Source organism: Heyndrickxia ginsengihumi (genome assembly GCF_011008565.1).
Taxonomy (GTDB): domain Bacteria; phylum Bacillota; class Bacilli; order Bacillales; family Bacillaceae_C; genus Weizmannia; species Weizmannia ginsengihumi.
Genome location: NZ_JAAIWK010000016.1, coordinates 22643 through 46308, shown reverse-complemented (window position 1 = coordinate 46308; position 23666 = coordinate 22643). Strand labels below are relative to the sequence as shown.

General features: G+C 37.5%; 20 protein-coding genes and 1 other annotated feature. Of the genes, 1 reads left to right on the top strand and 19 read right to left on the bottom strand.

Features of this window, described 5'->3' with window-relative positions:
• Positions 1-82: 82 nt before the first annotated feature.
• The 16 genes from G4D61_RS10750 to G4D61_RS10675 form a co-directional block, all read right to left on the bottom strand.
• Entirely contained in the window at positions 83-835 is a 753-nt protein-coding gene (locus tag G4D61_RS10750; RefSeq protein WP_035352513.1) for a hypothetical protein, read from the bottom strand.
• Entirely contained in the window at positions 832-1638 is an 807-nt protein-coding gene (locus G4D61_RS10745) for a PilN domain-containing protein (protein ID WP_035352519.1), read from the bottom strand. The genes G4D61_RS10750 and G4D61_RS10745 overlap by 4 nt, the downstream gene beginning before the upstream one ends.
• Positions 1639-2631 carry a type IV pilus biogenesis protein PilM gene (pilM, locus tag G4D61_RS10740; RefSeq protein WP_025728410.1) on the bottom strand — a complete coding sequence of 331 codons (993 nt, stop codon included), beginning with the start codon at positions 2629-2631 and terminating at the stop codon, positions 1639-1641.
• Between the two features lie 17 nt (positions 2632-2648).
• A complete protein-coding gene (locus G4D61_RS10735; RefSeq protein WP_035352521.1) occupies positions 2649-3419 on the bottom strand; it encodes a prepilin peptidase in 771 nt (256 codons plus the stop codon).
• A 49-nt stretch (positions 3420-3468) separates the two neighbouring features.
• Positions 3469-3930 carry a prepilin-type N-terminal cleavage/methylation domain-containing protein gene (locus G4D61_RS10730; protein ID WP_035352524.1) on the bottom strand — a complete coding sequence of 154 codons (462 nt, stop codon included), beginning with the start codon at positions 3928-3930 and terminating at the stop codon, positions 3469-3471.
• 83 nt (positions 3931-4013) lie between these two features.
• On the bottom strand, positions 4014-5219 hold the full coding sequence (locus tag G4D61_RS10725; protein WP_035352527.1) for a type II secretion system F family protein: 1206 nt from the start codon (positions 5217-5219) through the stop codon (positions 4014-4016).
• A complete protein-coding gene (locus G4D61_RS10720) occupies positions 5206-6258 on the bottom strand; it encodes a type IV pilus twitching motility protein PilT (protein ID WP_025728418.1) in 1053 nt (350 codons plus the stop codon). The genes G4D61_RS10725 and G4D61_RS10720 overlap by 14 nt, the downstream gene beginning before the upstream one ends.
• Before the next feature lie 9 nt (positions 6259-6267).
• Positions 6268-7929, bottom strand: a complete 1662-nt coding sequence (locus tag G4D61_RS10715) for a GspE/PulE family protein (protein ID WP_025728420.1) — start codon at positions 7927-7929, stop codon at positions 6268-6270.
• 2 nt (positions 7930-7931) lie between these two features.
• On the bottom strand, positions 7932-9233 hold the full coding sequence (locus tag G4D61_RS18515; protein ID WP_052137745.1) for a VanW family protein: 1302 nt from the start codon (positions 9231-9233) through the stop codon (positions 7932-7934).
• A 109-nt stretch (positions 9234-9342) separates the two neighbouring features.
• The gene (locus tag G4D61_RS10705) at positions 9343-10089 is read right to left on the bottom strand and encodes a PRC-barrel domain-containing protein (protein ID WP_163173907.1); all 747 of its coding nucleotides are present in this window, start codon (positions 10087-10089) and stop codon (positions 9343-9345) included.
• Positions 10090-10159: 70 nt separating this feature from the next.
• Positions 10160-11587 (bottom strand): hypothetical protein, encoded by a 1428-nt coding sequence (locus G4D61_RS10700; protein WP_163173905.1) that lies wholly within the window; start codon positions 11585-11587, stop codon positions 10160-10162.
• Positions 11588-11736: 149 nt separating this feature from the next.
• Complete coding sequence (locus G4D61_RS10695) at positions 11737-13419, bottom strand: hypothetical protein (RefSeq protein WP_025728428.1); 1683 nt, start codon at positions 13417-13419, stop codon at positions 11737-11739.
• Positions 13420-13422: 3 nt separating this feature from the next.
• On the bottom strand, positions 13423-13932 hold the full coding sequence (locus G4D61_RS10690; RefSeq protein ID WP_035352533.1) for a PilW family protein: 510 nt from the start codon (positions 13930-13932) through the stop codon (positions 13423-13425).
• On the bottom strand, positions 13929-14348 hold the full coding sequence (locus G4D61_RS10685; RefSeq protein ID WP_035352536.1) for a type IV pilus modification PilV family protein: 420 nt from the start codon (positions 14346-14348) through the stop codon (positions 13929-13931). Before G4D61_RS10685 ends, G4D61_RS10690 begins: the two co-directional genes overlap by 4 nt.
• Before the next feature lie 299 nt (positions 14349-14647).
• Entirely contained in the window at positions 14648-15946 is a 1299-nt protein-coding gene (locus G4D61_RS10680) for a bifunctional folylpolyglutamate synthase/dihydrofolate synthase (protein WP_025728434.1), read from the bottom strand.
• Positions 15947-16176: 230 nt separating this feature from the next.
• Positions 16177-18819, bottom strand: a complete 2643-nt coding sequence (locus tag G4D61_RS10675) for a valine--tRNA ligase (protein ID WP_163173903.1) — start codon at positions 18817-18819, stop codon at positions 16177-16179.
• Positions 18820-18868: 49 nt separating this feature from the next.
• Positions 18869-19102, bottom strand: a binding site (T-box leader).
• Positions 19103-19272: 170 nt separating this feature from the next.
• On the opposite strand from G4D61_RS10675, the gene G4D61_RS10670 reads away from it, so the two are divergent.
• Entirely contained in the window at positions 19273-19464 is a 192-nt protein-coding gene (locus G4D61_RS10670) for a YszA family small membrane protein (protein ID WP_081750007.1), read from the top strand.
• A 235-nt stretch (positions 19465-19699) separates the two neighbouring features.
• On the opposite strand, the gene ysxE is transcribed toward G4D61_RS10670, so the two are convergent.
• The 3 genes from ysxE to hemL form a co-directional block, all read right to left on the bottom strand.
• Positions 19700-20719 (bottom strand): spore coat protein YsxE, encoded by a 1020-nt coding sequence (gene ysxE / locus G4D61_RS10665; protein WP_025728438.1) that lies wholly within the window; start codon positions 20717-20719, stop codon positions 19700-19702.
• A 43-nt stretch (positions 20720-20762) separates the two neighbouring features.
• The gene (locus G4D61_RS10660) at positions 20763-22187 is read right to left on the bottom strand and encodes a LysM peptidoglycan-binding domain-containing protein (protein ID WP_025728440.1); all 1425 of its coding nucleotides are present in this window, start codon (positions 22185-22187) and stop codon (positions 20763-20765) included.
• Positions 22188-22356: 169 nt separating this feature from the next.
• A complete protein-coding gene (gene hemL, locus G4D61_RS10655; protein WP_025728442.1) occupies positions 22357-23646 on the bottom strand; it encodes a glutamate-1-semialdehyde 2,1-aminomutase in 1290 nt (429 codons plus the stop codon).
• Between the last annotated feature and the right edge of the window lie 20 nt (positions 23647-23666).

Here is a 23666-nt window from a genome sequence, read left to right as displayed (position 1 = left end):
TATCCTAACATAATTTAGAAAAAAAAGAACAAGACTTTTGTCGTCTTGTTCAGAAAGAATTTCGTCATTTTTTTTGACTTGTTCATTGGCTATCACTATTTTCACTTGAGAGCGGGTTTGTTTTATTGCTAGGCGATGGAACATCAATTTTTGGCAAGCTAGCTGTAAAATTCTTTAGCTCTGGATAATAGAAAGATGAAACGGTCACTGTATATTTCAAAGCAGTATCCGTTGAATTCGTCGAATCAGTTCCTGACTCATTAGAAACATCAAACTCTATGGCATCGATCATCGTAATCCTCGATAGGTTCTCGATTGTTGTTAAGAAAGTTTTCATATCTTCATATGTTGGGGACTGGACAGTCAACGTATAAGTGACTGTATTTACACCAGCAGGAAAGCTTTCTTGATTATTACTTGCAGTTGAATTTGATGATTGCTGTTCCGATTTGGTACTATCCGTATTATTGGAACTATTAGTAGAAGTCTGATTGTCCGCTTTATTTTCATCTTGATATTCTACATCAGAAATAGAACTATTTGATAATGCCTCAGCCTTTTGAAAATCGAGCAAAAACTGTTCAGTTAGAGGCTCTGTCGGGACTTTTTTCAGCAACTGTACAATGTTCCCGATTTGTAAATCAGAATGCTTATTTTGCGAAGACTGTAAAGAGCTCAACAGTACTTCTTCTGTTTTTAAACTTTCCTTTTTTCCTGCAATGTCCGCTTGCATCGGCTTTAATAAGAGGTAATAGGCTAAGGCAAAACCAATAGCACAAATACATAAAAGAATAATAAAGACGATCAGCTGTTTCTTATTTAATCGGAGGCTCATTTTTTCTCCTCCTTCGACAATTCTTTTAGTGTAGATTGATTTAACTGTAATGTATAAGTAGCCGTATAACGTAACAGATCGCTAGAATCCCCGCTTTCATCTCCTGAATCTGTCGTATCGGCTGTTTTCGAAGCACTCACTGTACCCGATGTATCTGTAACGTCTTCATTATTTTCAGTACTTGTTTGATTTGTCGTATCTGTTTGCTTTGCCTCATCCGCTTGTTTGCTCATTTCTGAATCACTCGTTGTATTGGAGCTATCTTCTGCATTTGCTTGATTCGCTGTGTTAGCATTATTTGTTGTTGTTTGGTCATTCCCAACTTGAATACTCGCTGTTTTTACACTTACAAGCGTTACATTATTAAAATACTTACTATCAACAAGACGTTTCAAATAATAAGCTGTTTCTTCATTTGTATCAAATTGAACAACAACCGACACTGCTTTGTCTGTATAAGAGAATGATTGCATATACCCATATTTTGGAAGTAAGTTTGTTAGCTTCTGCAAGATTGGCACCGTTTTAATTGGATATTGATTCGCCCAATCAACGACAGATTGTAATTTTTGTGAATCTTGATAAGTATTGTCGCTATTTTTCTTTGCTTGCTCGGTTGCTTGCAATGCCTGTACATGCTTAATCTTTTGATCGATATGAGTTAATTGCTGCTTAGAATCTTGCAGGGTGAAGAAAAAGAACATAACAAATACGATGATTACTACAAATATTATTCCGCCCCAAAAAAGAAGGGCGATATTTTTAGGTTCTTTTTTTGGTAACAGATTAATCTCTACTAGCATTTATTTCACCTCTTTCAATGCAAGCCCTAAAACAGGAGCAAAGCGAGCATGAAATGTTGGATAAGCTAGCCGTGAGTTTTGCTGCGACTGAATCGTGATGACAGGGAGATCAAATTGTTCGGTGAGCGTTTTCTCAATCTCTTCTAATAACGGATGATCACCGTTTAGAAGAATTTTCGTTACGCCTGCTTTGCCTTGGTTCATTGAAAATCGGTAGTAGCTCATTACCCTTTCCAACTCTTTCAATATAAAATCAAATGAAATCGGTGGTTCTTCCGTTGGCCATTTAAAGTTTTTTTCACCTTGCGAATTTATCTCCTCTTCCCATTTTGAAAAAGGAATATCCATCTCTACTTCTCGAATAAAAACAGGTCGATGCTGGTAAATAATAGCTGCATTGATCATCGTTAAATCAAATTGCAGCAATAAATGATGATCCTGTGGATTAACGTGATTTAAGTAAAAAAACGAACGATATAAACATAATGGAGATATATCAGCCGCAGCTGGATTTAATTTCATCTCTTTAAAAAATTCCACGTAATCTAATACGATGTCTTTAGGTGCAGCAAATAGGAGAATTTCCTTTTCAGTAGTTTCTGAAGGCAATTCAACATAATCAAAAACTGGATCCTCGAAAGGCAAATGAATGGATGAACCGATTTCTAAATAAATATACCCTTCGATTTCATCGCTTTCCACCTCGGTTGGAATCGAAATTTTACGCACCACTACAAAATTGTCTGGAATTGTAAATCGGACTAGGCGCTTCCCTTTCAAGCCCCAATCACCCATACATTCTTCAACAATCATAGATAATGTTTCGATATCGATTATTCTCCCATCACGAATAATTCCTTCTGGAAGATAGCGCTCCCCGCATTTTTGAATGATTGGTGGTTCTGTTTGCTTTAACTCAAGATAGCGAATAACATGGTCTTTCATAATGATATTACCGATTTTCTTTGAAGTTGGAAAAAACGAAAGAGTCATAGAGAAAACCCCTTAAATTAAAATCCTTTTAAAATAGAAATATACCAATGCAACAAATCATATCCAAAATAATAGGCAATAAGCGTTCCTAATACAATGTATGGTCCAAAAGGAAAAGGCACACCTTTTTTCACCTTTCCGATCATCATTCCGATTGCGCCAAATGCCGCGCCGAAAAAAGTAGCAAGCAAAAAAGCAAGCAGTACAAGCTTCCAGCCAAGCGGAATACCTAGAACGGCAAAAAGTTTAATATCGCCGCCCCCCATACCGCCATTTGTAATCCACGCAATACCATATAGAACGGCAAAACCTGCAAGCGCACCGAAAAGCGGATCAAATATTGGCGAAGCGGGTACCCATATTCTTTCAATGATAAATAATGGTAAAAAGACGAGTAAAACCTTATCTGGAATGATCATATAGGTCATATCTGATACAAAAATAATCATGCATAGAGAAATAAGCGTCCACGCAACGATTAATTCTTTGGACCAACCTAGCAAGAGAGGTGAAATTGTAAAAAGAAAAGCTGTCAACAGTTCGAATGCTGGATATAGCGGAGATATTTTGGCCCCGCAGCTGCGGCATTTTCCCCGTTGCAGCATAAAAGAAACAACAGGGATCAGCTCCGCTGCTGTTAATGTATGATGGCATTTTGGACATGCCGAGCGGGGAGAAACAATCGACTCCCCTGCCGGAACCCTAAGCCCAACAACATTATAGAAAGAACCGAGGATCAGTCCGTAAATAGCAATCAAAATCAAATAAAGATTGTGAAAGATGTCCAAATGGCATACTTCCTTTTAATAATAAAATTGTTCTATATAAATTTAAAAATTACTGAGCTGGAATATCTGTAGCACCTTTTTTAGCGCTGTTAATATCGTTTAAAGTAGCATCCTTAAAGTTCACTGTTACACTACCATCCTTACCTGTAGCAGTAATTTTATAAGTTAGTTTGTGAGAAGTAGAATCTTCTGTCACAGTAACCGAATAACCATCTTGAAGTTTACTCACATCGTTATCATCTAAATATGAGCTTAATTTATCCTTGTCCAAAGTTGTAGTATTATTCGTTGCTGAACCTGCATCGTTATTGCTAGCCTCATATAACTTAGCAGCTTCCAACACTTGAGTCGCATCTGATTTAATTGCATCAATCCGAGAATTTTTTATAATATTTCCAATTGCCGGAATTGCGATTGCTGCGATAATCGCTAAAATAACGATAACAGCAAGCAATTCAATGAGTGTAAATCCTTTTTCACTTTTTAATAGTTTACGCTTCTTTCTTAACATTCTTTCTCCTCCTTAAGTAATAGTACAATCAGACTACATTATACTACATATCCAATCTATAAAAATAGTGTTTTTTTTGACAATTATTGCACATTATTATAAATATCGAACATTGGCACCATTATACTTGCTACAATTGTTCCGACTATTCCTGCCAAAAAGACGATTAGAAAAGGCTCTATCAAAGATTTCAGCTGATCTGTCGCTGCTTCCACTTCAGCCTCATAGAAATCGGCAACTTTTGCAAGCATGCCATCTAAAGCACCTGTTTCTTCACCGATCGCAATCATTTGTGTAACGAGCGGCGGGAACACCCAATGGCGCCGCATCGGCTCTGTCATCGATTGCCCGCGCTCTAAAGCATCACGCGATTCGCGAATGACCTTTGCCATAATCTCATTTTCTACGATTTTTTCTACGATTGATAACGCCTGTAGGATCGGTACAGAGCTTGAAAACAGCGAGCTCAACGTCCTTGTCATGCGCGCGATGATCGATTTTTGCACAAGTTTACCGAAAATCGGCATTTTTAATAGAACGTAATCTAAATAATATTTGCTCGTTTTATTTTTGCGCACCATAATCAGCAAGACATAAAGTCCAATAAATACTAGTACGACAAGCCACCAATATGTTTGCATAAAACTACTTGCCGATAGAACGAAGCGGGTAATCGCCGGCAGTTTTGTATTAAAGCTATCGAGCATCGATACAAAAGTTGGTACAATTTTGACGAGCAAGAAAATGACTACGACGATTGCCATAATGGCAACGAAAGCTGGATACGTCAGCGCAGAACGCACCTTTTGATGTGTACGATGCTGCTTTTCGTAATAGGTTGCTAGCCTCTCCAACGTGTCGTCTAAATTTCCCCCGGCTTCACCAGCGCGCACCATATTCACAAACATCGGTGTAAAGATTTTTTTATGCTTAGCCGTTACAGCTGATAGGGCATTCCCAGCCCGCAAATCTTCCTCAACCTCTAGCAGCACCTTTTTCAATGTTTTGCTGCTCGTTTGACTCGCCAATATCCTTGTCGAATCTACTACAGTGACGCCGGCCTTTAATAACGTTGAAAATTGACGCAAGAAAATGACAAAGTCTTGCAATTTAACTCTACTGCCAAATGTAATTTCTTTTGTCATCAATGTCTCAGGAAGTTCATCCATTTGCGCAACGCGAATGCCTTGCTCGCGAAGCTTCATCAGCGCTTCCCGTTTTGACGATGCCGTAATTGTTCCATTCTTTTTCCCTGATTTATCTCTTCCTTGATATTTAAATCTTGGCATTTTGCACGATCTCCTGTAAATAAGGTTCTGCCGCTTCCCGCGTAATCACACCTTGCTGCAATAATTCTTTAATATTTGTTTCGAGTGTATGCATGCCTTGTGAACGACTCGTCTGTAGGACATTCACAATTTGGTGGATTTTTTCATTGCGAATTAAATTAGAAATCGCCGAATTATTTATTAAAATTTCTGTCGCTGCCCGCCTTCCTTTACGATCAGCAGTAGGGAATAAGCGTTGTGAAATAATACTTACTAACACGGATGCTAATTGAATACGAATTTGCGGCTGCTGGGCAGGTGGAAAGACATCAATAATACGGTCGATCGTTGAAGGCGCACTTGATGTATGCAACGTTCCGAATACTAAATGCCCTGTTTCTGCCGCTGTAATTGCGGTATGAATCGTTTCTAAATCACGCATCTCTCCAACTAAGATGACATCAGGATCTTGACGTAGTGCTGCCCGCAAGCCATTCGCAAAATTTTTCGTGTCGAAGCCAACTTCTCGCTGGTCAATAATGCAATTGCCATGTTTATGAAGATACTCAATCGGATCTTCTAATGTGATGATATGTTTGTGAACCGTTTTATTCATATAATCAATCATGGCAGCAAGCGTTGTCGATTTTCCGCTTCCTGTCGGTCCTGTCACTAATATGAGTCCTTGAGGTTTTTCAGCAATCGAATGCAATATCGCCGGCAACTGCAGCTCATCTATTGTCGGAATTTTTGTTGGAACAATCCTGATTGCTAATGAAATGCATGATCTTTGCCGATATGCATTGATACGAAAGCGGGAAACGCCTGGAATGCCATAAGAAAAATCGAGTTCACCGCGTTCTTCAAAGACCGACCACATTGACTCTGATATAATCGCTTTTGCCATCGCCTCTGTCAATTGCGGTGTTAACGGTTCTTTCCCATATTTTTTTAACTGACCGTTCAAGCGCATAATCGGCGGAACACCAACTGTTAAATGAAGATCTGATGCCTTTAATTCAAAGGAAACTCGCAATAAATACTCAATTTTTTCCTTCAATCTTTTCACCTACTCTGGTAAAGCAACACGTAAAATTTCTTCTGTTGTTGTTAAACCTTGCTTTACCTTTAATAATCCATCATCAATTAAAAAAATCGTTTTATTGAGAATCGCATATTCCTTAAGCTTTGAACCTGGTTCTGCATTCATAATCCCACGCCGAATATTTTCATCGATTGTAAGCAACTCTTGAATCGCAATTCGACCTTTGTAGCCCGTCATATTGCAATTGCCGCAGCCGCGTCCTCGAACGATTTTATCTATTTTCATCCCACGGTTTGCAAAGATTTCGATTTCCCGTTGACTAGGCGGCTGTTCTTCTGCACAATCGCGGCAAACTTTCCGTACTAAACGCTGTGATACGATACCACTAAGCGAAGAGGCAACAAGGAATGGCTCCACTCCCATATCGATTAAACGTGTAATCGTTCCTAGAGCATCGTTCGTATGTAACGTGCTTAAGACTAAATGTCCAGTAAGCGAGGCACGTACGGCAATCTCAGCTGTTTCTTTATCCCTAATTTCACCAATCATAATAATATTTGGATCTTGACGTAAAATCGCGCGCAAACCTTGTCCAAAAGTCATGCCTATTGCTGGATTCACTTGAATTTGATTCACACCTTCAAGCTGATATTCTACTGGATCTTCAACGGTAATGATGTTTACTTTTTCATTATTTAATTGATTAAGTGCCGCATATAAAGTTGATGATTTTCCAGAACCAGTCGGTCCTGTAATTAAAATAATGCCGTTTGGACGCTCAATTAGTTTTGAAAACCGTTTTAAATTTAGCTTGTTAAAGCCTAAATTATGAATATCGTTCACGGCACTCGTTAAGTCAAGAATACGTAAAACGATCTTTTCCCCGTAAATCGTCGGTAAAGTGGAAACGCGAATATCCACCGGATGAAAATCAAAATCAATTTTGATGCGCCCATCTTGTGGGACGCGATGCTCAGTAATATCAAGATTCGCCATAATTTTAATCCGTGCCGTTAGGACGCTTTGCATATGTTTCGGCAAAACTCTCTCGGTCCGTAATATACCGTCGATCCGATAGCGGACAATTAATTTTGTTTCCTGCGGATCTAAATGAATATCACTGGCTCGTTGTTGAATTGCAAGTTGTAATATTTGGTTTACTAGCTGAACAACCGGGGAATCTTCCTCACCCGTTTGATCATCCGGGGCATCCTCATTGGCCAGCATTTCATTCAGCATCTCTTCCATGCTGTCATCTAAATCGTAGTACTTTCCAATTGCCCGAAGAATATCGTCTTTTGAGGCAATCACCGGTTCAATGTGAAAACCGGTAGATAACCGTAAGTCATCAATTGCATAAAAATCCATTGGATCGGCCATCGCAACGAATAGCTTATCCCCCTCTTTTTTTAGCGGGATAAGTAAATTCCGTTTCGCTTCTTCTTTAGGAACGAGATTCATTAATTTTTGGTCAAAAGGATAGCGGAAAAGACTGACATGCGGTATTCCGAGCTGAAACTCCAACGCTTCTATAAGCTGCTGTTCTGTGATATATCCGCGCTGCAAAAGGACATCACCTAATTTTTGACCCTCCCCTTTTTCCTGAAGCGCCATTTCCAACTGTTCAGAGGTAATAAGACCTGATTCAATCAATAAATCTCCTAGCCGTTTACGTTGTACCTTCATCATCATTCCCCACTTTTATCATCTTTCGAGTTGTCAGCTTTTACGCTTGCAGATTTAGCAGAATCTGTTGATGCTGAATCTGCACTTTTATCCTTTTGACTTGATGAATCATTGCTTGATGTCTTTTCATCTGAATGTTGCTGCTGGTTTGTCTGTGCCGAATCTGTAACTGTATTTTGTGCTTCACTATTGCCGTCCGTTGATTGCTGGTCCGTTCCAGCTGTATCTGTTGTTGTTTCTTCTGGATATGCTTTAGAAATAATTTTTGGGACAGACGGATAAAAATCTTCTGAGATGAGTTCCGATTTTAGCAATGCATGATTTTGATCATATATTTTCCGATACAATTTCACATACTGCCCTGCTTTTCCCGCCTGTAAAACGACCGATTGGCTCGCTTTTAACGTCTTATTATAATGAACGACCGTTTTTGGAGAAAACGTCTTGTAATTCTTTTTCAAAATCTTATATTTTTCCAAAAAAGGAGTTCCGACCACAGAAACGGACAATGTATGATTGCTATATGCAAAATGAAGCTTATAAGCAGATGTATTCGGATTGATAAAGACAAAATCAAGCTTATTTGGCACAACTTTTGCTTCCTCGCCAAGCACTGCATAGGAAGGAAGTTCACTGCTTATATAGCGATCGATTATTTCAAAATTTGTCGGTAAAATGGCTTGATAAATCGTCGTTGCAATCATACTAAGATCATTTTCAGAATAGGTCACTGCTGGATCCATTTTTGTAACATCTAATAAAGAAAAAGCCGATTGCGCAGGGATTTTAATCTGCTTGAATTGCTTAACCCAAGCTGCAATATCATATTGAGCGTCTTCAGGTATACTAGTTAATTCAGCCTTTGCAACAATTTTACTCTTTTTGTCGCCGTCGATGGCATAATCAACTAGATGGTAATCGTGATTGCCTGTTTGTAAATTCGAAGCCACTTTGCATATATTTTCATTTAATCTAGCAATATTCCAATCTTCGAGGTTTATCGATTTAAAAGTGTTTGAAATTTCATCCATCAGGTTACTGCTGTCTAAAGTAACGGTAAGGGGTGATGCTTTCCCGTCCCTCGCTTGATTCAAACTTTCATCAATGTTAAATTGCAGTTTACTTGTTGGTAGTTTGATAGACTGATCTAAATAATTAATCGTAATATGACTCGACTTTTCCCATGACTGTACAGATTTTTCTAGTTTTTGCTGCGCCTCGTTTTTCGTCATGCCAGAGATATCGACACCTCCGATGGATGTGCCGTCTGCAAATTGATCATTCATTCCAAATCCTTTTTTCACTGCGAAAACCCCGAAATGTGAGAAACTAAAAATGAAGAACGTGCTGAAAAACAACGCCAGAAATATTTTGAAAAAATGTTTGTTTCCCACACTTCACCCCCACCTCTCTTTATTCTTCTACGTTCATCGATAATTCAACAACCACACCGGCCCCCGCATTTTGCGCCCGTACCACATCTTCAGCTGTCAAAATGGTACCAGCTGCAATGATCACATCACCATCATGATTCAAAATGTCTTCTTTTACTTTTTTTCCTTTCAAAAGCTGAACTTGTTTCTCTTTAAACAAATTGAGTTCGCCATTCTCTACTTGGTCAGCTTCATGGTGTAGTTCACTCGCTTCCTCACTTTCCAGTTGAATCAACTGTTCAGCTGAATTTAAGAAATGCGAAGCTGCCTCTTCTTGAACGATGATAATATCTTTTCCATACGTCAGCACAAACTCAGAAGACATTACCACTTCTTGTTCATGAATTTGTAAAACAAGTCCGAGAAGATTGCCTGTTTCATCATCAACATAATATTCTTTCACTTCGCCAAGAAGTTCACCTTTACGCGTCATTACTTTCGTCGCAATAATTTTAATTTTTTTATTGACGAGCTGATTAGCAATCGGAATTTCATTTAAATCAATAACTGCTCTGTCGCTATCGACTGTTACGGCGTATGCGCCAATTCCAATTACCTTTTTAAATGGAATCGCCTTGACGCTTACTTGCCAATCCTCGTGTTCAATTGTTAAAAAATCAATAGCCCCCTTATCCGGATTAATGACTAGAGATTTCACCTTTCCTATTTCCGTACCATCTAAAATACTAATAATCGGTTGTCCTAAAATTTGTAAGCTCTTTTTCATTTTGTTCACCACACCTGTAATCTTCATATTCTGTCTTCATGTATTTCATTAGCTAAAATAAGCAGTCAATCTAACAATATTTATTCTTTATAAATAAAAGTTCTTCTTGAATCACTGGGAATTGTACATATTTACTTAATAAATCATCTAATAATTTCGATAGCTTCTCACGATTATGACTCGTAATATAATGTTCAATTAACAAGCTTGCAAACGTAAAATAGTCTTGTTTCGAAAGTGCGGGTTTGAGATGATCTATTACTAATTGCTCATATTCGTGTGCAGGCAATGCACTCTTATATATATGTAGCTGTTCAAGAAGTGTTTTGATAAGCTGCTTCTGCAATCTCGAATGTTCTTCTGTTTGTGAAGCAAGCAATTGATTGTCTTGATGCCCGTCTTCGTCCACAGGCAATTCATCTTGGCTTTGCTCCTCGTTATTCTCTACTAATGGTTGTGCATCATTCTCCAACGGTTGCCCCATATCCTCGAGTAAAGAACTGTCTTCTTCAGCCATTTGTGTCCATCCGTCTTCACTTGAAAGTGCTGCATCTTCCTTGGACATTTCATCATCTTCATGAACATATTGCTGTACTTCTACAGTCTTTAATTCTATTGCAGGCTGATCATGCCTTTCTTCGTGATCATCCGCATCATCATTTGACTGCGATAAAGAAATAATACTATCTTCCTTTGAAGATAGTGATTCTTCTTGCGGAAGATCATGAATCTCCTCAATATTTTCTTCAGTAGGTGGTAGCGGTTGTTCAACCTCTATGATCCAGTCTTCCACATGTGCAGCGATTTCACTCTCAGCTTGCTTTTCTTCATTAGAAACTTCTATTTCATCTTGCCATTCAAGCGATGAAATTCGATTGTCTAAAAAGCTTGTTTCACTTTCATCATCAATGTTGGAAGATGGACTTGTTACTATTGCATGTTCAACCGACTGCTCTGCAATAACTTCCTGTTCTAGTTGTTCGTGCTGAGATGATTGATCTAGTAATTCTTCCCAATCTTCCATATCCTCAACCAATTTTTCGTCTTGATGCTGAACTTTATCTTCATCTTGTTCATTGCTAGCTATTATATCAGGCTGCATATGTTCCTTATCAGTTGTTTGAATGCTTGATTCAGTTTGAATCGATTGGATTGTATTGCTTTGGATGTCTTCTATTCCTTCAGATTGTTTATGATAGAAAGACTGATACTCTACTGCAACATCTGCTTCTGCATCGTTTTCGTCCTCTGTAAATATAACGCGGTTTAGTCGTTTTCCGACGATATAGGATATACATAATACTAATAAAAATGTAATCATTAGACTAAGCGATATTGAAAATAACGTCGTTGTCAGAAAGCTAAATAATGATAATAAAAATGCAGTAATCACAATGATGGTAATACCCTTTTTGGAAAATCCGAAAGGAAAAATAAAAAAGACGGCACATGCAATCGCAAAAGCGATTATGGAAACTGCTAGAGTGAGTAAGTCCAAATTCTCACCCCTTTCCTTAGTTATAATATTTTTGTAAGAATAAGGTCTCAAAAAAAACGCTATTATTGTCGAAATTCAACTAAAGTAATTGTATTATAAATAAATCAGAATGGGAAGATAGTGCTAAATTTTTTTAGAAATTTCCAGCATTATTTATCATCAAATGACGTATCTATCTCTTTTAAAGTAACCTTATTAACAGTCGGTACTCCTTTTGGCAAGTTTAAAATTAAGTCCGGTTTGAAATAAATGGACAGTCTAGACTTTGTCGGATCTATTGTTTCCTGTTGCTTTTGAAAAGTTAAGCTGTTCCAGTTTTCATAGGTTGTACCTTTTGACGCACTTAATTTTATTGGATTACCGTATATGCCTCCATTAATTTTCAAATTAGAACCAATTCCATAAATAAATAGTTCTTCGTTTGAATAAAAAAAGGCATCTATCACTTTAGGGTTATCATTAAATTCATTATTATTAGCGAGCTGAATATCACCATCACATAATAATACGAGTGTTCCATCATTATTAGATAAGTTTTGTACATCAATACTATTGCGTACGTAAATGCTGCCGTTTGTATTAACATCATCCCGAAGATATGCCTTTCTATTTATATACATCACTCCATCTAATGTTAAGTCGTGCAGCGTTACATCTGATTGGATAGGATCCAATGAAATGCCAAGTAATGTTTTCGTGCTATTGTCAATATAAATATAATGATTATTACCCGTAATGGTTAAATTTCCGCTTATATCAGCATTACCGCTAACATATATATTTCCGTTTACTTTTAGATTTCCGACCGAAACTAAATCATTGTCAATGTATAAATCACCGTTGACGACTAAACTGCTATTTTTTCCAATCGTCAAATTTCCGCCGAAATTAAGAAGATTATTGATATATAGGTTCCCATTTACTGTATAACTGCTGTTTGTTTGAAGGGTTAAACTACTAAAATACTTACTTGTTGAATCTGATTGATTTCCATAAATAACTTTATCCCCTAAAATTGGAATTTGTGGCGGTATATTATTCGGCCATGAAAGCTTTTTCTTATCAATAATCCCGCCCACATCAATCGTATCAACTGACAAATTTCGATCGGCTATTTTTGGTACAACGGAAAAATAGTTTTGCATATTCGTTGTATTAAAATTTTTCCAAATATACGGAGCTCTATCCGAATAATAATATTTTCCCTTGACTGTTAGACTCCCGTTAATTGCTGGATAAGAAGTCCGCACATAATTAGTTTGTCCTAAAATGTATGTTCCATAATTTGAAGTAAATAAGTCACCACCAACATTCACATCCCCGTCAATATATGGAGCGCCGTATAAATATAAATTGGAAGGCGTAACAGCAGTATATTGTAAAGCATTCGATACTGTTGATAGCGTTATAACCTTTTTCAATACTTTCCCAGAATCACCAACAGGCACGGTAATCGTCACTTTTTCTAGAACAACGCCATCCGCATCTGAGCCGTCTTTCAACGTATCATACGTAATCGTACATTGGTTCTTTTTTTCTTGTGCAACACGATTGAGCGAATTTTGCATCATTGTCAACAATTGATTGGGGAGGATAGAGCCAGTACTTAATGTCGAATTAATTCCATCTAGTTCATTTTGAATTAGTGCTGTTGCTTCATCTAACACCATTTCTGCATTTAGCTTGTCCTTCGTTTTATTTTCCGATGACTTTACAAATTTAAATGTACTGACAGATGCCGCCATTAAAGTAACCGCAATAATGGTGACGACTGTAAAAATCAATAACACTGTAATAAGTGTATAACCTTCTTCTCGACGGCGAAGCTTCATGTATTAATCCCCCTCCCCTCTTAATTTATAAGAAGCAAAAAACTGCTTTGTAAGATTGTTTTTTGTGTCTTTCATGACAAAATTACATTGCAAAGTGCCATTTTTAATGACAAATGTCGTACCATCCAATGAAATGCCATCATTGTTTATCATTGTATTGTCAATCTCTAAATTATTATTCGCAATAGCAATTGGTACACTTGTCTCTTGCTGTGTAAAGGAATGATCCGCGCCTTCAACCGTTTTTATATTTATCGCATTAAAACTTGTAAATCTTCCACTATCGTCTGTATCACTAACAACTTCCACATCATCAACATTTTCCATTGTCCTATCCATATACTGGAGGATTGCTGTTTGATCTTTAATAAAAGATTTTTGATTCATATCTTCTTTTGTTTTTGTAATCGTCATTATAAACACTGAGTAGATCACACCAATAATAATCGTCGAAATTAAAATGGCCGCCAATAGCTCGACTAACGTTACCCCTTTTTCATTATGTATCTTCATTGCTTTACATACCCTTCCAGCTCGGTTGCATTGCCGCTATCTCCATTAGTTTCTACCGACACTTTTACGAGTAATAGGCGATTGGTGAGGCGGCTATCTTCATTTTTTGAGATTTCTACATATGCTTTATATTGCGAAACTTCAGAAGAAGAATCTAATCCTAGCACATCTTGAATATTTACTTGTTCTTTTTTTCCTATTTCTGGTTCTAAATCGGTAAAACTCTTTTGTTGGTAGACTTGCAATATACTATTCGCAATTTGAATCGCGGGCAGCTTATTATCAGCCATTTTCGTATATGTAGCATTATTCGCTAGAACAGAGCCTACAACAAGAATAACAATACTTAGGATCGTAATCGACAATAGCACTTCTACTAGCGTAAAACCTCGATTCTTGTTTAATAATGTATTCATTGCAACCCCCAGAAAGGCATATAGTCCTATTTTTCTACTACTTTAATCATTCTACCAAAAAAAATAAAGAAAAAGCTCATTTTCATCAAATGGAAAAAATTATTTTTAAATTAGATAAAGTCTGCATTGCTCTAAATGGGAAACCATAAAATGGGCAAACATATCAAGTGTATACGAGCACAATACGAACACGTTCCTATCACTTTTTATTCAGGACTTTACCCCTACTAACACATCCATTTTGTGGCACAAAAAAAGACAGACCGCGATGATCTGTCCGACAATTCATTCTGCTCTCGCTATTGTTCTAATAAATATTTTCTTACTTCGGCAATAAAATATAGTGAACCAGTAATAACTAATGCATCTGTTTCCTGTAATTCCTTCACAATTTGCTGGATACCAGCTCGCCAATCCTCTATATACGTTTTATGCTCATGATGGCTTATGTCAAACAGTGCTTTTGCAGGGATGGCTCTAGGAAAATCAAAGGTTGTAAATAATATGCTGTCTGCAACGTCATCTAATTGGGGAATCATCTCATGCAGGCTTTTATCACCAAGCGCTGAAAAAACAATTCGTATGTTTTTATCTTTAAGATGTGTTTGAATCGTTTCTACTAAGCTTTTGATTCCTTCAGGGTTATGTGCTCCGTCAATAATAATGAGCGGATGTTTGGAAAGCTGTTCAAACCTGCCGCTCCATCTGCTGTTTATTAAACCCGTTTGAATTGCATGCTGATCAATATGGAAATCATCCAACTGATTTAACAATGTCACTGCAATTACAGCTAAAGAAGCATTATAAACTTGATGATGGCCTTTCATCGAAATTTGCATATTCTCTTCGTTTATAAGCGGAGATATCAAAGAGAACATTTCGCCGTTTCCTGTTGATTGCTTATGTACAACCGTAAATTCTTGATTTGCCCGGTAAAGGCTCGACCGTTGTTCAGAAGCCTTCTGTTCAATTACATGTAAAGCTTCTTGCTGTTCGACAGCTGTAATAACAGGGACTTTATGCTTAATAATCCCCGCTTTTTCATAGGCAATTTCAGCAAGCGAATTCCCAAGTATATTCATATGGTCATGTCCGATATTTGTAATAATGCTCATTAATGGAGAAATCACATTAGTAGAATCTAACCTTCCTCCTAAACCGACTTCAAATAATACGATGTCTACAGGATGAATGGCAGCAAAATAATAAATCGCCATTGCTGTAATGACTTCAAACTCGGTAGGAGAACCAAGATCCGTTTCTTCCAACTCCTCCGCCAATGGCTTGATTGCATTTACTAACAGCACTAACTCATGATCTTGAATTGGAACCCCATTAATGCTAATTCTTTCATTGAATTGTTCCAAGTAAGGAGAAGTGAACGTCCCAACTTCATATTTGGCCTGCTGTAAAATATTGCGCAAATAACAAACCGTTGAACCTTTTCCATTTGTCCCTGCAATATGAATGGTTTTGATGTTATCTTCCGGATGATTCCATTTTTCCATCAGCCACTGCATTCGCTCAAGACCAGGTTTAATCCCCAACTTTAATCTCCCTTGTACCCAAGCAATCGCTTCTTCATATGTCTCGATCATGATGATTCCTCCCATAAAAATGAAAACTGCGCATTTAGCCTATTGTCCTGTTCTTGTTCATATCATGTTTTTCTGATAGTTTACATAATGCGCATTCTGCTCCGCTGTTTTCAATTATACTTCTTATTAGCAGATCAGCCAGACATGAATAGCGAAGACGAATCTATATTTTCCAAACAACTATCGTTTGGAATTAAGATTCGTCTTTCACTTTTTGATATGATGTTACATTAATTCTGCAATTCGTTAATTCGTGCTTGCACGATATCACGTTTTTCTAAATAATCTTTTTCCTTTGCTCTCTCTTCATTGACAACTTTTTCAGGAGCTTTTTTCGTGAAGTTTTCATTGCTTAATTTTTTCTGTACACGTTCTACTTCTTTCGTCCATTTTTCTAATTCTTTTTGTAAACGTGCAAGCTCTTCTTCAATATTAATTAATCCTTCAAGCGGCAAGAATAATTCAACACCTGACACAACTGCTGTCATTGCTTTTTCCGGTGCTTCCAAATCAGTGTCTAATGTTAATTCTTCAGGATTACAGAAACGAACAATATAGGCCTCATTCCGTTTTAAAGCTTGTAAAATTTGTTCATCTTTTGCTTTTAACAGCAATTTAATTTTTTTGCTTAATGGTGTGTTTACTTCAGCACGTATATTACGAACAGAGCGAATAATTTCTACAAGTAATTTCATTTCTTCACTTGCCTGTTCATCATGTAATGCTTGATTTACTTCCGGCCATTTCGCAGTCGTAATGGACTCGCCTTCATGTGGAAGATTTTGCCATATTTCCTCGGTAATAAATGGCATAAACGGATGTAATAATCTCATCGTTTGATCAAGCACATATGCAAGGATGGAGCGAGTTGTTTTCTTCGCTGCTTCATCATCACCGTAAAGCGGCAATTTAGCCATTTCAATGTACCAATCACAGAAATCGTCCCAAATGAAGTTGTATAACGCACGGCCAACTTCACCAAATTCATATTTATCAGCAAGTTTTGTTACCGTGTCTATCGTTTCGTTTAATCTTGTTAAAATCCATTTATCAGCAACAGATTTTTTACCTGTTAAATCGATTTCTTCATACGTTAGGCCATCCATGTTCATTAAAGCAAAGCGGGAAGCATTCCAAATTTTGTTGGCAAAATTCCAGATTGACTCAACTTTTTCGTAGCTGAAGCGTAAATCTTGCCCCGGAGAGCTGCCTGTTGCAAGGAAGTAGCGTAAAGAGTCTGCCCCATATTGATCAATGACTTCCATTGGATCTACACCGTTTCCTAGCGACTTACTCATTTTTCTTCCTTGTTCATCACGAACTAATCCGTGAATGAGTACATCTTTAAATGGTCTTTTTCCAGTAAATTCCAATCCCTGAAAAATCATGCGTGATACCCAGAAAAAGATAATATCATACCCTGTAACAAGCGCAGCTGTTGGATAGTATCGTGCATAATCTTTTGCATCAGTATCAGGCCAGCCCATTGTTGAAAACGGCCATAATGCAGAGCTAAACCATGTATCGAGAACATCTGGGTCTTGTTCCCAGTTTTCAAGATCTTCTGGTGCTTCTGTCCCAACATAAATTTCTCCTGTCTGTTTATGATACCAGGCAGGAATACGGTGTCCCCACCAAAGCTGTCTTGAAATACACCAGTCACGAATATTTTCCATCCAATGTAAATATGTTTTTTCAAAACGGTCGGGAACAAAATTCACTTTATTTTCCGCTTGTTGTAAATCAACCGCTGCGTCTGCAAGTGGCTGCATTTTAACAAACCATTGTGTTGATAGATAAGGTTCAACAACGGCGCCGCTTCGTTCGGAATGGCCGACAGAATGAGTATGTTCTTCAATTTTTATTAAAACGCCTAGTTCTTTTAAATCTTCAACAATTTGTTTCCGGCACTCAAAGCGATCCATTCCATTATATTTTCCTGCACGTTCATTCATTGTGCCGTCTTCATTCATTACTAATATTCTTTCAAGATTATGGCGATTTCCTACTTCAAAATCATTAGGATCGTGGGCAGGTGTAATTTTTACCGCACCTGATCCAAATTCCATATCTACATAGTCATCACCAACAATCGGGATTTCACGGCCAACAATTGGCAAAATTAATTTTTTACCAATTAAATGTTTATATCGGTCATCTTTCGGATTAACTGCTACTGCTGTATCACCTAATAATGTTTCCGGTCTTGTTGTCGCAATTTCAATAACACCTGATCCATCACTTAACGGATAGGCCAAATGATAGAATGCACCTTGAACATCTTTGTAAATGACTTCAATATCAGATAATGCCGTTTTTGTTGCCGGATCCCAGTTAATAATATACTCCCCGCGATAGATTAAGCCTTTTTTATAAAGTGAAACAAATACTTCTCGTACAGCTTTTGATAATCCTTCATCTAAAGTGAAGCGTTCGCGGGAATAGTCAAGACCTAAGCCAAGTTTTGACCATTGCTTACGAATAAATTCCGCATATTCTTCTTTCCATTTCCAAGTTTCTTTCAAGAAATTTTCACGGCCTAAGTCATAGCGGGATTTACCTTCGCTGCGAAGTTTTGCTTCAACTTTCGCCTGTGTTGCAATTCCTGCGTGGTCCATCCCCGGAAGCCATAATACGTCATAACCTTGCATTCTTTTCATTCTTGTCAAAATATCTTGTAATGTTGTATCCCACGCGTGTCCTAAATGTAATTTTCCCGTTACATTTGGCGGTGGAATAACAATCGTGTACGGCTGTTTTGCAGGGTCATCTTTCGCTTCGAAAAATTTCCCATTTACCCACCATTCATAACGTCCCTTTTCAATTGCATTTGGATCGTACTTTGTTGGCATATTGATTTCTTTTTGATCCATTATTATCCTTCCTTTCCTACGTGCTAAACAAGCAAAAAACTCCCTCCGTCAAAAGGACGAAGGGAGTGAATTTCGCGGTACCACCTTTTTTCACGAGCTTAAAAAAGCATTGCTCGGCTCTCAAATGCTGATAACGGTTCTAGACCGGCTCCTACTACTCAAAATGTTCATAGAAGCTACTCATGGGCGACCTTCTAACCGCTTCACTTAGGAAATCTTTCAGCTAATGATCTCCCTCTCTAAAAGGAACACGAATTATACTCTTCCCATTCATAGTATTTCAATCTCATAAAGTTTTCCATTGACTATAGATTATAGTATCTATTTTATGTATTTTCGTCAATATGATTTCCTTATTTCACAATAAATATTCTCCACTTTCGAACGGAATTGAACAACTCGTCATATATTACGAATAACTAAATACTTTTTTACTCAAGTGTGGTGATCGATTTGAATAAAAAGTTTAACAAGTACACTGTCCAATCTTGGTTTAGAAATATTCGCGGAATTTGCCGCCAGCTTATTATCCCCTTTGCTATCTTTCAAGGCATACGGACGGTTCTCTTCCCTACGACACTCGATGTTCTTTTATTAGCCATCTTTATTTTAATTGCACTCGGTTTTCATTATGAATGGTTTTAACATTTACGGACGGACTCATACTTTTATTCTCTTATTATAAAAAAGCTTTTTTCTTAAACTTTGTTGCTAGTCAAAAAGAGTGGTTGATTTCCGCGGGCGGTCAGAAAGACTCCGCGTTGCAAGCTCCAATCAATTTGATGAAAACAAATCTAAAAATATAATAATTGTTTAGAAAAGAGCATAAAAAAATGAGGTTGTTGCAAAGTAGCTACTTTGTCAACAACCTCTGTTTTTGCTAATTCGTTTGTTGATTATTTTGCTCAACAAAATTCATCACGACATATTCAGTATTTTTTAAAAGCCAATATTTTTCTTGCAACCGTTTAACATATTTTATTTCATTGCGTTTTTCCTGATTTCCCATATAATCTTCAACGACTTTTATAATTGGACCTGGATGCGCTAAATAACTGAAAAATAGATGTTTTTCCTCTGCACGTAATGGAAAATAGCTCATATATGTTTTAATCCAATCTACACAATCGTCAAATCGTTTCGGATACGTATGAAGCGTCCTTGCTAGAAATGGCAATATATCATGGAACGGTGCCGCAATTTTCGCTTTCTCAAAGTTAGCGAAATAGCCGCGACCGCGCTCATCATATAAAAAATGTTCAATCGATATTTTTCCGTGCGCTACAACCGTTCTCACTTTCTCCACTTCTTTTGATTCCTCAAGCCATTCTTCTAGCTGCCGTTTAGAGAAAGCAAGTGCTTGCGTAATTTCCTTATAAAAAGTACAAAATAAAAGTTCAAATGGAGACATATACCATTGCTGTTCACAGCGTTCAATAAACTCTTCTAGGAAGTCGCGTTGCCGATCCCACTCATCAATTGTTTCATCATAATGCTCCTGTCTTCTTTCCGTACTAACAGCTATTTCCTTTACAGATAATGAATGAAGACGAGCTAATTCTCTAAACATTTTTTGATGTTTTTCCGAACGATCTTCTTTTTCTTCATTTGGAAGCCACGGCATCAAATAAAATAAGTAACCTTTATAAAGAACACCGTAGCGACCATCTGGTGCTGGATAAATCGGAATAATACGGTTATAACCGCGCTGATATAAAAATTGCACATGTCTAATGAAGTCCATCCCATTTGCTGGCAAAATTTTCTTCAGCGCAAATATTCCGTGATCAGAATAAATCTTATAAGTTTTTCCATACTGATCCACATAGTTTGCATGGATGCCATACACTTGAATTACGTTTTCTATTTCTTGCTGCGTCAACTCATTCAACTTAACCACCTGCTTGCGGTGCTTTTAAACGATTGAAATTCACACACCTCGATTAATCGTTGCCCTTTTTATGTGTTGAAGCATAAGAAGGCACGTAAAGTACTTGACCTTCATATACATCTTGATTCGCCTCAAGATGGTTCATGCGTATAATTTGTTGCACATGAATATCATACTTTTCCGCTAGCAGATCCAATGTTTCTCCATTTTGAACAATGCATACTTTTAATTTTGCTGGCTGTTCTTCTTCCTTTCGGGCAAAAAAATCTGTTAAGGAAATGGCCTCGTATTTTGATTTCTTTTTCTTCTTCACTTCCTTTACCTCTATTTGCTCCTCTTCTGTTTCTTCTTCAAATTGAGCTTCAACAGGACTCTCCTTTTCACTTTCAGTTTCGTTCACTGACTCAAAAGAAGATGATGATTCAAATGCATAATTATGTTTTTTATCTTCTGCTTTCTCTGAACGTGCAAAATGAATCACCGGTTCTACATCATACTGCTCTTCCTCAACATGATCTTCCTCATACTCGTATTCATCTACAGGGTCATTTCTTACTGCAAAACTTGAGAATACAGCATTATCTTCATCCGCTTCTTTTTCTTCTTCTCCACGAACAAAATGAATTGTCGGCTCTTCTTCTATTTCATCTTCAGCATCATAAACGTCTTCATGATTATCTTCTTCATCTAAATAATCAAAATCAACCGGTTCAAGTGTCTGTATACCGCTATTATCATCGTGCTCATCTTGAATATCAATCGGGACCTCTACTTCTTCTGAGCTTATACGCGCTTCTACACTAAATGGTTCATACAACTCTTCTTCCGATTCTGAATGCAAGGCGGATTGTTGATCAACGTCTTGCTGTTCCTCCTCATGTTCAAAGCGGACCTCTTCTGGAACTTCTAGGCTTTCCTCATCATACTCATATTCGGCTGTTTCTAATAACTCATTTGCAAATGGCTGCTCATCGCGTGGCTCTGCTTCGAACTCAGCTTGTGCTTCTTGATCTCCGATACCTAATATATCTTCTTGTCTATAAATCTGCGGTTCGTATTCAACAATTCCGTTGATGGACAAATCAGTATTTAACTTAATACATTCACTACTTTGGATTTCATAATCAAACGAATCAATATTCACATCTAATTCTTCTAAACTCGTTATTCTTGCAATCGGAATTGTTACATCTACAGGGATCGATTGATAAAATTCAAACACACCGTCTTCTTCACGGAATTGCGTCGATTGAACATAATTTTTAAGAAGATCCTGCTCTCCCACACCATCTTCGCTGTTACCAATATATTCTCCTGATAAATGCAAATCACCTTTGATGACTACATATTGGTCACTTTCCTGTATTGTTATATGTGGATCTAACGATATAGATAATAGTTCCTCAACTTCCTGTCCTTTTTTGAACCAAATCGTTTCTTCTAGTGAAAATCGTATGGACGATTGATTTTGCGACAAGTTGGGCTCCTCCCTTCATTCCTCCAAATACATCAATCAATATGTCATTTACACTTTATGATTGAGAAAGAATAAATATGCTTCCCGCATGTACGAAAACATAAAAAAGAGTCAGGAGTGATCATCATCATAGATGATTACTCTTGACTCTTAACTAACATATACTGATTCAGCTGCGAATCTTACGAAAAGTTTTTTCAACCGCCTTAATGGTTTTCTCAATATCCTCATCAGTATGTGCCGCTGATAAGAAGATGCCTTCAAATTGAGAAGGAGGTAAAAATACACCATTCTCCGCCATACCACGATAATATTTTGCAAATAACTCTAAATCAGATGTTCTTGCAGTTTCAAAGTTGTAAACTTCCTCATTTGTGAAGAAAACACCAATCATCGACCCGGCACGGTTAAAAGTATGAGGAATATCATATTTCATTGCAGCTTGATGAAATCCTTCTTCTAAACGATCTGCCTTACGTATAAACTCTTTATACGTATCTGGAGTCAATTGACTTAACGTTTCATATCCAGCTGTCATCGCAATAGGATTTCCTGATAATGTTCCTGCTTGGTAAACAGGACCTGTCGGCGCAATCTTTTCCATAATTTCTGCCTTTCCACCAAAAGCGCCTACTGGAAGACCTCCACCGATCACTTTTCCAAGACAAGTTAAATCCGGCGTCACATTAAAATACCCTTGTGCACAATTGTAATCAACACGGAAGCCTGTCATTACTTCATCAAATATTAACAAGGAGCCGTATTTGTTTGTAATGTCGCGCAACATTTGTAAAAATCCTTCCTTTGGCGGAACAACGCCCATATTACCAGCTACAGGCTCGATAATCACACAAGCGATGTCATCTCCATATTCATTAAATGCAGCTTCAACAGCTTCAACATTATTGTATGGAACAGCTATCGTGTTTTGAGCAATGCTAACCGGTACACCTGGACTATCTGGCAATCCTAATGTTGCTACTCCAGAACCAGCTTTAATAAGCAATGAATCACCATGACCATGGTAACTGCCTTCAAACTTCAAAATTTTATTGCGGCCAGTATATCCTCTCGCTAAACGTAATGCACTCATCGTTGCTTCCGTTCCGGATGAAACCATGCGGACAATTTCAATTGATGGCACGCGTTCTTGAACAAGCTTTGCTAATTTATTTTCTATTAATGTCGGTGCTCCGAAACTCGTACCATTTTCGGCAACCTTTTTAATTGCTTCAACAACTTGATTATTTGCATGTCCAAGAATGAGCGGTCCCCAAGACAAGACGTAATCGATATATTCATTGCCATCGATATCGTATATTTTTGAGCCCTTACCCCGTTCCATAAAAATCGGGTTCATATCCACCGCTTTAAAAGCACGAACTGGGCTATTTACACCACCTGGCATTAATGTTACTGCTTCTTTGTACGCTTCTACTGATTGATCGTAAGAACGCATGTTAACCCTCCAACTTCTTT